General features: G+C 38.1%; 13 protein-coding genes and 1 pseudogene. 4 read left to right on the top strand and 10 right to left on the bottom strand.

The annotated features are described in order from the left end of the window. Positions 1–51 precede the first annotated feature (51 nt). The 3 genes and pseudogenes from FJR05_RS17440 to FJR05_RS17425 form a co-directional block, all read right to left on the bottom strand. Positions 52–909 (bottom strand): annotated as a pseudogene (locus FJR05_RS17440) (Tn3 family transposase); the annotation flags it as partial. A gap of 241 nt (positions 910–1,150) precedes the next feature. After that, positions 1,151–1,654, bottom strand: a complete 504-nt coding sequence (locus FJR05_RS17435; RefSeq protein WP_174783758.1) for a site-specific integrase — start codon at positions 1,652–1,654, stop codon at positions 1,151–1,153. Positions 1,655–2,057: 403 nt separating this feature from the next. Beyond that, positions 2,058–4,667, bottom strand: a complete 2,610-nt coding sequence (locus FJR05_RS17425; RefSeq protein WP_168645280.1) for a PAS domain S-box protein — start codon at positions 4,665–4,667, stop codon at positions 2,058–2,060. A gap of 204 nt (positions 4,668–4,871) precedes the next feature. Between FJR05_RS17425 and FJR05_RS17420 the strand changes: the two genes are divergently transcribed. Together FJR05_RS17420 and FJR05_RS17415 are read left to right on the top strand one after the other, a co-directional pair. Beyond that, positions 4,872–5,846 carry a hypothetical protein gene (locus tag FJR05_RS17420; RefSeq protein ID WP_168645279.1) on the top strand — a complete coding sequence of 325 codons (975 nt, stop codon included), beginning with the start codon at positions 4,872–4,874 and terminating at the stop codon, positions 5,844–5,846. Positions 5,847–5,850: 4 nt separating this feature from the next. Next, entirely contained in the window at positions 5,851–6,096 is a 246-nt protein-coding gene (locus FJR05_RS17415) for a DUF4926 domain-containing protein (RefSeq protein ID WP_168645278.1), read from the top strand. Between the two features lie 161 nt (positions 6,097–6,257). Here FJR05_RS17415 and FJR05_RS17410 read toward each other — a convergent pair whose 3' ends face one another. From FJR05_RS17410 to FJR05_RS17380, 7 genes are all read right to left on the bottom strand, one after another. Beyond that, positions 6,258–7,007: a phycobilisome rod-core linker polypeptide gene (locus FJR05_RS17410; RefSeq protein ID WP_168645277.1), complete on the bottom strand. Its 750-nt coding sequence runs from the start codon at positions 7,005–7,007 to the stop codon at positions 6,258–6,260. Between the two features lie 206 nt (positions 7,008–7,213). Continuing rightward, a complete protein-coding gene (locus tag FJR05_RS17405) occupies positions 7,214–7,627 on the bottom strand; it encodes a HEAT repeat domain-containing protein (RefSeq protein WP_168645276.1) in 414 nt (137 codons plus the stop codon). 75 nt (positions 7,628–7,702) lie between these two features. Then, a complete protein-coding gene (locus FJR05_RS17400; RefSeq protein WP_168645275.1) occupies positions 7,703–8,485 on the bottom strand; it encodes a HEAT repeat domain-containing protein in 783 nt (260 codons plus the stop codon). 93 nt (positions 8,486–8,578) lie between these two features. Continuing rightward, complete coding sequence (locus FJR05_RS17395; RefSeq protein ID WP_168645274.1) at positions 8,579–9,985, bottom strand: HEAT repeat domain-containing protein; 1,407 nt, start codon at positions 9,983–9,985, stop codon at positions 8,579–8,581. Between the two features lie 197 nt (positions 9,986–10,182). Continuing rightward, complete coding sequence (locus FJR05_RS17390) at positions 10,183–11,016, bottom strand: phycobilisome linker polypeptide (protein WP_168645273.1); 834 nt, start codon at positions 11,014–11,016, stop codon at positions 10,183–10,185. A 79-nt stretch (positions 11,017–11,095) separates the two neighbouring features. Next, the gene (locus tag FJR05_RS17385; RefSeq protein ID WP_168498763.1) at positions 11,096–11,584 is read right to left on the bottom strand and encodes a phycocyanin subunit alpha; all 489 of its coding nucleotides are present in this window, start codon (positions 11,582–11,584) and stop codon (positions 11,096–11,098) included. 57 nt (positions 11,585–11,641) lie between these two features. Then, complete coding sequence (locus tag FJR05_RS17380) at positions 11,642–12,160, bottom strand: phycocyanin subunit beta (RefSeq protein ID WP_168645272.1); 519 nt, start codon at positions 12,158–12,160, stop codon at positions 11,642–11,644. A gap of 417 nt (positions 12,161–12,577) precedes the next feature. Between FJR05_RS17380 and FJR05_RS17375 the strand changes: the two genes are divergently transcribed. Beyond that, entirely contained in the window at positions 12,578–13,270 is a 693-nt protein-coding gene (locus FJR05_RS17375; protein WP_168645271.1) for a response regulator transcription factor, read from the top strand. Between the two features lie 77 nt (positions 13,271–13,347). Continuing rightward, on the top strand, positions 13,348–13,470 hold the full coding sequence (locus tag FJR05_RS27680; protein ID WP_256376199.1) for a hypothetical protein: 123 nt from the start codon (positions 13,348–13,350) through the stop codon (positions 13,468–13,470). Positions 13,471–13,548: the final 78 nt, after the last annotated feature.

The raw sequence follows: 13,548 nt of genomic DNA, 5'->3' as shown, positions 1-13,548 counted from the left end.
TCCTATCCCTGTTACTTCCTAATTCCTTTTTAGTGGGGGAGTGTGAACAGTTACTAAATTGCCTCTAGTAAAACGCTTTAATATCGCATCTGTTTCTGCCATACCCAAACGTAAAGCAGTTGCATACTTCACCATTTGGTCATATTGTTGACGAATCAAATCCCAGTTAATTGCACGAGTTAAAACAGGTTGTAAATTAGAATAAGCATCATTATTACCAGTTGAAGGACGATATAATTTCTGAACATTTATCCGTTTCAAACGTGGCATTAATTTAAAATTTAGTAAATGACAGAAAGCAAAAGCCACCTCACTTTGTCCGTGGCTATCAACATAATTCTTCTCAACCTTCATTTCTGTACAATGGCGTAGTAATCCTTCAATCATTGCCGCCACTTCCGAAGAAGAACAAGTTTTCAACTGCGAATAAATACAAACAGAATTCTTCTCAACGTGCCAATAAATCATCACACCACGTCCACCATAGCGGATATGCCACTCAGTCATTAAATTTTGATCCCAAGAACCAAACTTTTTAGAATCACTTGCACAAGCAGTTGTCCCCTCTCCCCAAATCTGTGGACTTCTAGCACGAAAAATCGCATTAGCAATACAAGAGATAGCATTACGTAACTGGTCTTTTTGAATAAAACGACGCTTCACGTACAGTAAGTCATGATAATTATCATCTCCTATTTCATCACTTAAACGCTTTAATCCCGTATTCGTTCCTAAACCATACAAACAAAGCAACAAGCGTTTTTGTAATGTTTCAGGGTCTAAAGTTTCTCTTGTGGAGACACTTTTAAAAAACTCACTAAAATCAACTCGTAAATCAGTTTCTTTCAAAATATCTAAAAGACTAGTCATCCGCCAGCGGCGGAGAATTTCAGTTTTTAACCGTCCTAAATGGCTAGACTGTGCCAAAACGGGAGAATCGTACGCTAAGAAATTGAGATAAGTGCTGAAAGTATTGTGATAGTTAGCTTTCAGCCATTGCCAAAAATCAATTTTTCCAAAAATCTGATGAATATGGGGTTTGAATGACTCAGTTTACAGATCAAGAGTAATACTCATACTTTTGATCTATTCAGAATCTGACACTTTTAGTTGATCACACTCATTTACTTAATGACTATCAAATAAATATTTAATATCCGTAAGTAGGAATTTTTTTAAACGCTGCTTGCGCCACTTCTTCCGCACGTTTAGAAGTTACTTTTGAATAGCGTAAAGTCATTTGAATTGTCTCATGACCCATAAGTGCGCGCAGCTCGTCAATGCCCATCAAACCAACCCGTTCCGTACCAAAAGTGTGCCTTAAATCATGAAAACGAATCCCTTGTAACTCTGAAGTACCATCAATCAAGTCCACCAAGGATTTATACGCAGTTGCATAAGACAAATGCGAAACTTCCTTAGTAAAAGGTTGTTGGGCAGTAAATAAGGCACTGATACTTGAATGCCTATAATATTTAAGGTAATTATTTAGACAATTAACAATATTTTCACTATAAAAACACCAGCGTTGTTTATTCCGTTTACCTATCACTTGAAATTTCCGATTCTCAATATCTACGTCAGATAAGTCCAAAGCCAATATCTCGGAAATTCTGGCTCCAGTGCTATGTAATAAATGCACCAACGCATCCAAACGAGCATCGGATTTGGGGTAAATATAGCGAGCGTGTCATGAGGGGCAAGTAGTACAAAACCTCAGTTTGTAGTATGACAGAACATGGCTAAAACCTTTATTCTTTCGTTCCATCCTTGTGTTTATTTTGGCTGATAAGTGTGAATTAGGTCTAGATGATTTATGGGAAACGATAACTAAAAAGTATATGCAGCAATACTTTCAGTCTATCTTGCCCCTCATGACACGCTCGCTATATCTACCCCATATTGGTCGTTTACTCGATTTCCTCAAATCTATCGGTGAGTTCGAGAATACCGTCATTATGGTGATTTCGGACAATGGCGCAAGTTCGGAAGGGGGACCGACTGGTTCAGTGAATGAGAACCTGTTTAATTCGGGCAATGAATTTTTGACTTTTGACTTACAAAGGCAATGTAACAGTGACAGTTGTACCATGATTGGATTCGCTCATAATATTTAAACTGCCTTCATGTAAATCTACACATTTTTTCACAACCATTAAACCTAAACCTGTACCGGGAATATTGCGGACATTTTTACCCCGATGAAATGGTTGAAATAATTGATTTTGATCATTTATAGAAATGCCAATTCCTTGATCACAAATTTTAATTATTACTTCCCTGTCTTTAAAAATAAGATAAAATTCAACTTGAATGTTTTCTGGAGAATATTTAATTGCATTTGATAGGAGATTTCCTAATATTGAACGCAATAACCTTTCATCTAAATATGCTTGTTTTTTGTTTCCTTCACAAACAAAATTAATTATATGTCCAGAACCATCACTAATTCTAATTTCTTCAATAAATTGACGACAAAACTTTTCTAAATCTAGCTGTGTAGGATTAAATTCTAAATTACCTGTTTCTGCCCGATTAATAGTTAAAATATCATCTAATAATTGCACCATATTTTTTACAGAATCTTGAATGCGGTGTAAATTGCGAATCCTTTTTTGGTCATCTTGCCAAGCATAAGGAGAATTTTCTAATAATTGAGCAGCAGCTAAAGCCACACTTAATGGTGTCCGAAATTCATGGGATGCCATAGAGAAAAAACGAATTTTCATGGTGCTTAATTCTTTTTCTTTTTCCAATGCTAACCGCACTTCTTCTAATCTTTTCCGTTCGGTAATATCACGACAATTAACAAATATTTGTGTTAGTTCTGAATTATCAACAAATCTCTGACTAATAGCTTCTAAAGTTCGCCAAGTTCCATCCTGATGACAATAACGAAATTCAACTGGTAAAGCAACATCAGGATTTTTAATTGCATTGGTAATGTGATAACAAGTAGTGATAAAATCATCAGGATGAATCAGGGCAAAAAAATTATGATCAATCAAATTAGCAGATTGATAACCTAAAACTTTTTCTACAGATGGACTAATATATTGAATCGTCCCTTCTGTATCTAAAATAGTGATAACATCTAAGGCATTTTCAATCAGTGAACGGAATCTTTCTTCACTCCGCTGTAATGCTTGTTCAATTCTTTTGCGTTCTGTAATATCTCTTTGTACTGCTATCCAATGAGTATAGTATCCTGTTTTATCAGCTACAGGAACTACACTAAATTCTACCCAAAATTCTGAACCATCTTTGCGATAATTAATAACTTCAACTGTAACAGTTTCCCAACGAGAAAGAGCATTTCTTACTTGATCTAAAGCAACCCGATCTGTTTTTGGACCTTGGAGAATACGGGGAGTTTTACCTAACACATCTTCGGAAGTATAACCAGTCATGCGTGTAAAGGCTTGATTGATATATAAAATGCGTGGTCCAGGTTCATCTATGGGTTCAAATTCTGTAATTAAAACAGCATCATTAGTATTAACAACCACAGATTGAAGTAATCGCACTTGTTCAGCTTGACGTTTTTGTTCTGTGATATCTGCAACTACTGCGACTATACCATTAATTGCTCCATTGCTGTTGCGGAGAGGAGCAGCAGAAAAAACAATATCTATCAATGTACCGTCTTTTTTGGGTTGACGGACTTCTAAACGGGGAAGAGTGATACCTTGAATGATGCTTTCTCTAATTTTTTGATATTCTTCTAATTCTATGGAAATGATTGGGTTAGGTTGATCTAAAATTTCTGTTTCTGTCCAACCAAACATTCTTGCGGCCGCAGGATTCCAAATTTTAATATTGTTATCTAAATCTACGGTAAAAATAGCACGGGGTGAAGCAGCAATCAAAGATTCAAGAGTTTGATTTGTGTGACGAAGTGCGGCTTCAGTGCGTTGACGTTCGATAATTTCTGCTCGTAAGGAAATGTTAGTTTGAGCTAGTTCTTCTGTGCGTTGTTGGACTCGATTTTCTAGTTCAATATTCAGTTGTTGTAGTTGTTCATAAAATTCTGATTGTTGAATAGCGATCGCAACTTGATTGGCTAATTGTACCATTAATTCAATTTCCCAAGGTTGCCATTCACGAATATCACTACATTGATGAGCAATCAACAAACCCCAAAGATAAGGTTGAGAATTAGTGGGAATATCTCGCAATTCTTGTAATATTGGGACTACTAATTTAGCTTTTACACCAAACTGTTTTACAAAATCTGCTAAACAAGATTCTACATCACTTTGATCTATATTGGTAACAGCGCGAATTTTTCCTTGAGTATAAGCATGATGATACTCTCTGGGAAATACTTCCTCTGGAAATGTTTCTCCAAGAATACAAGGATAATTTTCTGATACAGTTTCCGTGATTGCACAACCAGTACCATCTTCCGAAATCTGATAAATCAATACTCTGTCAGCTTGGAGAAACTGTTTTACCTCTGCTACTGTGGTCACTAGCACTTCGTCTAAATTCAGGGATTTGCGAATGTGGTGAGCTATTTGACTAACTAGACGTTCTCTTTCTGTTTGCTGTCGGAGAATCTTTTCTGCTCGTTTTCGTTGAGTTATTTGTCGTTGTAATAGATAGTAAGTTGTGAACAGGGTGATGATAAATAATCCAATTGCAACACCTAATGGATTGAGCATAAGGAAAGGGTTTAGGAATAGGATAACTCGCGTGGTGAATTGTTAGGGGATATTTTAAAAGTATTCTATGATAATATTTAGAAATATAGTCTTCAAATATGGATTATTTTCATATTATTGATAAGGTAAAATAATTTATAATTTATTGGTTGATTTTGCGTCAGATTTTTTTAAATTATTGATGGAGCATTGTTGGAGAGTGAGATGAATTCGAGACAAATTGAAAGTTGGGCATTGAGAGTTATTGATTGTGTTAAACGTGGTCAACCTAACGAAGATTTTTTGGTTGAGCTAAAGCGAGATTGGATAGATGAAGCGAAGGCTGCACGTCGAATTGCTGGTCATGCTAATGCTGCGCGAGGAGAGAATATACTTTGGTTAATAGGCTTTGATGAAAAAGAAGGTGTTGATTGTGTTATTGGAGCTAACACGGCTGATCTTGCTAGTTGGTATTCTAAGGTAGAGTCCTTTTTTAATGAGCTTGCTCCAAGAATGATTCCATTGAATATTCCTGTTGATAACAAAACGGTTGTAGCTTTGCTATTTGAAACTGATCGCGCTCCTTTTGTTATTAAGAATCAAGCTTATGGCTCTCCAGGAGGGGGTTCTGTTGAACTTGAAGTTCCTTGGCGTGAAAATACGGCTATAAGATCGGCACGTCGTTCTGATCTCATTCGATTACTTGCTCCACTTGAACTTTTACCGGAAATTGAAATTCTTGATATTAACCTAGCAGCAACGATTGGAGGAAAAGATTCTGAAGGAAATTATCATTCCGATGAATTGCGGTTAAATTCAGAGTTGTACATTGTTCCTAAAAATAGAGAGCGTGTGATTATTCCATTTCATCTATGTCGCGTAGAGTTTGAAATTTATGGAATTCCAACATTTGAGTCTAATTGGATTAGTTTAAATCCTGCTAGTGGGATCAATGATAAACCTGGCTCTTTAACAATTGAAAGTACACGACACGAAATCATAATTAATGGACCAGGCAAGCTTTCACTCAAAGCAGCAGCAGAAATACCTTCTTTGCCGGAAGATGCAAAAAATTGTGATATTCGTATATCAATTTATCTCCTGCCAACTGGCGCTAATCGTCCAGTCGTATTAACAAAGATTTTACCTTACCCAAAAGAGAAATCATCCGCTAGTGCGATCGCTAATTTTCTAAAATAAGCTAATGAATTTTACCCTTTACTCAGATGTAATCTTATTGCGTGATCTTCCCGAAGAAAATGTATATGCTGGAGACATTGGCACAGTAGTTGAACAACATGATGTTCCCGGACTAGAAACAGGCTACAGCGTTGAGTTTTTTGATATGCTTGGCAATACTGTGGCTATTGTTACATTGCCAATGAGTTGTTTCCGCTTACCAACTCGTGCCGATAGACCCACAGTCAGGTTAATGGCTAATATTGGCTAACAACTAAGTTATTGCTGTGGAAATTTGATTTGTGATTTGGATGCTCCCAAAATATTAATGTAATGTAAATCCTGATATGACTACACTATCAGAAAAAAACAAATCCAGCCTGAAAATTCATTCTCAGGCTGTTATGAAAATTGATCTCAATTAACTTGAAATTACAAAGAAACCAGACCGTAATAGGACAGAATCACCACAAGAGTTCCAAGTGCTATCAGGCTAATTCCCGCGAACCAAGTAGCTGATGAAATCACTTGATAAACCTTGGGATAGGGATCTCGTTGCCATTTCCACCAATATACCAAAGGAGCTTTAGCTTTGAAATAGCCCAGTTTCTCTAATTGCTGACGATGGTATTGATCATAGCGAGGAAATTGGCTAAAAGGTAAATCTCCTAGATGACGCTGAGAAATAATTCGCCGACGTTGATAGGGAACAGTGTTATCACCAAAACTGGTTTGATATTCTTCACTACTCAACAGTGCATCAACGAACCCTTGTAACCCTTTAGTTCCTATGATAATTGACCAAGCAATTGTTTCTTGTTGATTGTAAACTTTCCGTCCCAGAACACGCTGTACACACATTTCTACAAATCGGTAATTGTTGTTTGTGTCATAGTTGCGTAAACGGAAAGTTTCAGACATTACCAATCCGCGAATAAAATCTCTAACAGTAATACTTTTGTGTTTTAACTGAGATTCTAGAGTCAATAAACGGTTACTAACAAGAATTTGTTGTTCGTTAAAAATCTGCCGATAAGCAGCCCAAATTAACTCATTCATTTCTACTGTGGAAGGAGTTCCTTCAGTAGTGTAAAGTTTGGGTTGTTCCTCTCCAGGAATTTCAAATCCTTTAACTCGTTGGTTTTGACTGGAGGGAGCGTAAGTTTTTAATGGAATAGTCATGGTGAGATTGTTTATTAAATAATAATGAACATTTGTAGAAAATTGATAATTTGTCAGGAGTCACCGAGTCAGGAGTCAGAAATCCTATATCAAATATTTTGTATCCTGAATCCTGACGATAATTTAAAAACAGAAATTTAATCCTGTTCATCCTTTAATCCTGTACTTCGACTTCGCTCAGTAACCGGACATCCTGATTCTGACAGTTATTTCAAAATCATCTGAATCCTTTCCTTAACAACTCTGTCCGATTCTTGTGTCATAGCTTGATAAAGGATAGTATTTATTTCCACAGTCGCAACTGCTCCCAAAGACACCGCAGCCGCATAACGCAACGCCCAATCTTCAGCATTTAACAAAGCCCAAGAAAGCTTATCAATTGCCTTTTGTCTTTTTTCGGAATCCGTAGTGGAAATTACCATCTTTTCCAAGCCTCTAGCAGCCACTCGGCGTACATTTCCTTGGCAATGATTGGCAACTTCTACACCTACTACATCTACCAATAAATCTATTGCGAGATCATCACCAAGTTCAGCGAGAATGCTGATAATTCTTGCTTGTTCATTCTGATCTATGCAGGTGTGATAATCTGCAATTAGAGATTCTACTTTTGTGTCCATAATTAGTAATTTTAGGTAAATTAATTTTTTTTCTCACGCAGAGGCGCAGAGGCACAGAGAGAGGAAGAAGAGTTATTAAAGTTGGATTAATAGTTGATCAATTATTTGAAATAGGGTTTGAGTCGCTTGTTGTTTTTCTATTTCTGATATATCACTTTCTAATACTGTTTCTAAAATCCGTTTTATGTTTAATAGTTTGAGGCTATTACCAACTTTTGCTTGTACAATTGCTTCTGCTGCTTCTATATGACCAATTGCTCCTAAATCGAAGGCCGCAGCCCAGCGTAAATAGGGATTTTCGTGATTAAGATTTTGGATAATGCGTTCGAGATATTCCGGTTTTTGGGTGATGAGATAAAGATAACGAGCCGCAGCACATTGGACTCTTTCGGAGTCATGTTTTAAAAATGGCTCAACCAGTGGACGTGCTTCTATGACTCGCAATTCTCCCAAGGCTTCTATTAAGGCTTCGTAGGGTTGGGGTGTACCAGATTGTAAAAGTTGTAATAGAGGAACAGCCGCAGTAGAATCGCCAATTTTTCCTAAAGCCTCAATGACAACTTCCCGAAATTGCTCATCTTCATCACAGTTTAGGGCATTTATGAGAGCGGGTACTGCTTCAATATTTTTGAGTTGTCCTAAAGCGCGAGCAACTTGACGACGTAAGGGATAGCCACCTTGAACTGTGCGATAACGCACGTCTTGGAGTTGATAACAAAGGGCTGCACAAGCTGACTGAATTTGATGTTTTCCCAACCACCAAGCTGCATAATATCTAATTTGATTATCCTCGTTATCTAAGGATGTAATTGCAGTTTCAGGAGAGAGAATTGGTTCAGCAGGAGAAGTAGTAATCATGTCAGAATCAGGATTTATAGGATTAAAGGATGAACAGGATGAATGTGAAGATGATTGATTTGTCCTGTTGATCTGGTGGGACGAATGATAACATTAAGCTATTGCTGCTATAGCTCTTTCAATCCTAGTTTGGACGATTAAATCAGATTCTCTTTCAGACCCAGTTTGCAATACTTTGATCGTGTCACTACTCCCAATGTATTCTAGTGCAACAATAGCACTATAACGCAAACCCCAATCTTCAGGCTCCAATAAAGACCACTTGAGCTTTTCAATCGCTGGGAACAAAATTTCTGATTGGGTTGCTTGACGGGCAATTTTACCTAAACCCCGGACTGCAACTCGACGAAACTTTCCTTGACAATGATTAGCCACCTCATAACCAATGACTTCTAGCAATAGCGACAGTGTTCTAGGATCACCAATATAAGCCAAGGTTTGAATAAGTCCAGCGATAAATTCTTGGTCTCCATCGGTATCAAATATATCAATTATGGTATCAACACTAGCAGGAGCTAATTGGACTAATCCGTTAATTGCAGAAACTTTAACTTTAGGATCGCGGGACTTTAGCGCTTCTATTAATGTTGATATAGTTTGTTCACATACTTGCTGAGAATTTGTGTTGTATTGAGCCACCAATGCCATGATGTTCTCAACTTCCTGATTTGCAACCTCTGAATTCACTTTGTGAATTGTTCCTTCAATTGCATCCATTAAAAGCTCATCAATTGTCTTGAATAAAAAGTTTGCTGTCTCTTGCCTTTTAACTTCAGTCTCTGCTTTATCCAATAAGACAGATTCTAGGATACGCTTAAGAACCAGTAATTTAATACTGTTAGAGATTTCTGCCTGAAGAATTTCTGGTACAGTTTCCACACGACCAAGCACTGAAATATCAAATGCTGCGGCATATCTTACAAAACGATTCTCATGACTGAGAGTTTGGAAAAGGATTTCTAGGTAATAAGGATTGAGGGTTAGAGTATAAAAATATTGAGCTGCCGCGCATTTTATCCGTTCAGACGAATGCTGTAAAAAAGGTAAAATTTCGTCCTGAACTTCCCAAACTTTGAAAGCTGTCAACGCCTCAATCAAGGCTTCTATTGGCTTATCTTCTTGATAAAGCAGGTCAATTAATACAGGGATAGCAGCTTGATTGCCAATATCCTTTAATGCAATAACTACCACTTCTTTAACTTTAGGATCGGAGCATTCTAAAGCTGAAATTAATGCTGTTACTGTGTTTGGATCTTTTAACTTTCCTAATGAACGAGCAGCCTGACGGCGCAGGGGATAACCTCCTAAAGCAGTTTGATCTAGCTCGTCCTGAAGACATACACAAAGAAGAGAACTGGCCTCCAAAACCCGATTTTTGCCTAACCACCAAGCAGCATAATATTTGATTGAGGTATCATCACTTGTAGCCAAAGCATTCATTGCGGTAAATGCAGAATTAATCGGTTCAGAAGGAGCGGTAACGGTAATTGATTCAGTCATTTTTAGAGTTTTAGAGCTTATAAGCGGTTATTTAGCATTTAAGTAGTTTGGCGTTAACAATTGATGTTATAGCGGTTCTCGGTTGAGTGATATACAAGAAACCAACACCCAATCTTTGTAAAGACGTTCCATGGAACGTCTCTACATTCTTTTCCACTAGATTTATAATTGGTAATTTGATTAATCACCAACTACGTTTATACAGGTCTGACGCTGATAATTTTGCCGCCTTGTTTGTGAATTTGTTGATACTTCTGGGAAAGTTGATCAAAAGGTACATTGTACAACTGTCGGCTACGACGAATTGCTACTTTAGCACCAACTCCACCAGCGATAACTTCCATCACATACATCCGGTTGTCTCCGCGATTGGGAGAAGTCTTTAATTGTCCAAAACCAATATCAGATATAAATCTGATATTTGTGGTGGTAGGAACAATGACATTAGGCAAATTCATTGCCAATTGTTGCCGTAAGCGGGGGCTGCTTGTTCCAGCATTATCGCTGTTACCATTACCCCGATACAGTGTAAACAAGCGGTTGAATCCTACTTGTTTCATGCCATCAATTGACTTGAATCCCCGGAAGTAGGGAACTGTGGAATCACCAAAGGCATTATTATACTCTTGGCTATCAATATAAGAATCTATTTCTGCATCATAACCTTGAGCAGCATAGACATCTACATGATAGGCAATTTCTGACTGATCGTAGGGAGCGCGTCCTAACAAATGCTTATAATTCAGTTCAATGAACCGAATTTGGGAATTGCTATAAAAGAAGCGATCTTTGTAAAATTCGGATTTTGCTAATGTTTGCACAAATTGGCGGACACTAATTTGTCCATCTCTCAGCAATGCTTCTGCACTAGCGAAAGTTCCACCAATATAAACTCGTTCGCGTCCAAATATATGTTCGTAAGCAGATTTGAGGACTTGCTGTAATTCGTCTTCGCTGTAATTAGGGCGTAGTTCGATTTTTGTGTCTAAAACCGCACTGATGCCTAACCTCTGTTCCATTGAAAGGGTCATGCTTTTAACTCCTTATGATCAAATAAGGGGAAAAGAAAGCATTTTTCCCTTTCCCCTTACTCGTTTAACTTGTAAATTTTTAGCTCAATGCGTTGATAGCATAGTTGAGGTAAATATTTGCTTCTCCAGCTACGTCACCGGATAAGCCATTGTTGTCGCGGACAAATTCCAATGCGGCTACATACCAACTGGGGGATAAACCCAAAGCAGCATTAAATTCTTTTACGCCTGCAACTACATACTCATCTAATGGGCCTGTGCCACCAACCACACAGCAATAGCTGATGGTGCGGAGGTAATGGCTGATGTCACGAACACATTTTGATTTACCTTCTGGGGTAGAAGCGTATTGAGAACCCTGCATTTGGGTGGTGTAGGGGAATTTTTGGTAAACGTGGTTAGCCGCAGCTTCAGACCATTTTTGACCGTTTTGGTTGAAGGCTTTAGCAGCATTCAAACCAGCTTGAGCGCGGCTCATGCGACCAAAGATAGCTTGCATTTCGGTGTTGCCTAAGTATGCGCCACGAGAGTCAGCAGCAGCAATAGCCTCGGTTAGAGGGGTCTTCATGGTTAAAATTCTCCGGGAAATGTATTATGGATGATCAGATGAAAATTCGATTCAAAATTAAGCAACTGCTGCTGCTGCACGATCAAAGTAACTAGCTACTTCAGACATTAAGTTGCTGCAATCACCACGGGTAATACCTGCGTTATTGTTAGCAATAGCGATCGCTGCATCTTTCATTTTGCCAATGCCGGAAGCAACTGTAGCGCCAGGTGTTCCTAATGCTTGATAGGTTTCGCGCAAACCATTCAAACAACGATCATCCATAGTGCTGGCATCTCCAGTAGCTACGGAATAGGTAACATAACGTAAAATGAAGCCTAAGTCACGAATACAAGCTGCTTGGTTACGGTGGTGGAAACAAGCGCCGCCAGGACCAAATACGTTGGGTTGTTCAGCTACTAATGCGCGATAAGCATTAGCTGTGATTGCGGAAGCGTTGCTGGTCAAACGGTTAACAACATCTAAGCGTTTGTTGCCATCTGCAACTATAGCGGAAAGAGCATTAATTTGATCATCGGTCAAATATGCACCTTGGCGATCGCTTTGTTCAACTACTCTAGAAAAAGCATCAAGCATCTTCAATTTCTCCTAAACTGTCAGGTTTTGCCTGGGTTGTGGCGGCGGTGGTGTTTCTTTCCCCTGCCTTATGTTTACAAGGTTAATGGGTCAGGTGTAAATAAATAGGTAAGGAAATAGTAAATAAATCGGAAAGATTAGTAGAAAAATAGAAATCGTTACAATTCGCAATCGAGTTTGTAAAGAAGTATTGCAGATTTAGAAGAAGTATTATGTGTTTATGGTGGAGAAAATTAGATTTTTTGCGATTTTTATGGCGAAAATACCCTAATTTCTCCCCTGTATGGGCATAGCCATTTTCCTGTAAAGTGATTACTAAGTTTCGATTTCTATTCATTTAGTGGGATGTGGATATAGCCATTTTCCTATAGATTAATTACTAAGTTGCAACTTTCAATTTCTATTCATCTACAGCTAATGAGGATTCTTTTAGTTGAAGACGATATTCGTCTAGCAGAAACTTTAGCAGAGGCACTAAGCGACCAACTCTATGTTGTTGATATTGCTGCCGACGGAGAAGTTGCTTGGGATTGTACCAAAGCCATAAACTATGATCTGCTGCTCTTGGATGTGATGCTACCAGAAATTGATGGTATTACTTTATGTCATCGGGTGCGGTCTCATGGTCATCAAATGCCGATTTTGATGATCACAGCTTGTGATACAATTAGTAATAAGATTAATGGCTTAGATGCTGGAGCAGATGACTACATCATTAAACCTGTTGATTTAGGTGAATTATTTGCGCGGATTCGGGCTTTATTGCGTCGAGGTAACACAAGCTCCACGCCTATATTACAATGGGGAGATTTACAACTTAACCCTAGTACCTACGAAGTCAGTTATAAAAACAATTTCCTCCATTTAACACCAAAAGAATACAGTCTTTTAGAATTACTATTAAGAAATGGTCGGCGAGTTATCAGTCGCAGCGTCATTATCGAGAATTTGTGGACAAGCGAAACATCTCCCGACGAACATACTATTAAAGTTCATCTCAGAAGTGTCCGCCAAAAACTCAAAGCTGTTGGCGCACCAGAAGATTTTATTGAAACTATGCACGGTCTAGGATATCGTCTCAAATCACCAGACCTTTTGCAAAGTTGCTGATTTCAAACCTGTCCTCAAGAGGATATAGAATTTCGGGGTTTTTGTTAAAAATTAAATATTCTCAAGAGTTTAGATTTATGTTTCTGCGTGAATATAAACCCGGAACTACCTTCCCCGGAGTCATCGGCCGGACAGTTGATAAATCCAGTCCAGCTTGGACAGAACCATTACGGGCAAAAGAAAATACACCAAACGTCTAGTGTGTTAATTTTGACAGGAAAACCAGGGATTTCCTTCATGCAGAAAGTATGATAGAAAAAAGGATACCTGAAAGCTCA

The organism is Dolichospermum sp. UHCC 0259 (genome assembly GCF_009711935.1).
Classification (GTDB): Bacteria; Cyanobacteriota; Cyanobacteriia; order Cyanobacteriales; family Nostocaceae; genus Dolichospermum.
The sequence above is the reverse complement of the archived record's forward strand: the minus strand, read 5'-3'. Positions and strand labels throughout refer to the sequence as shown.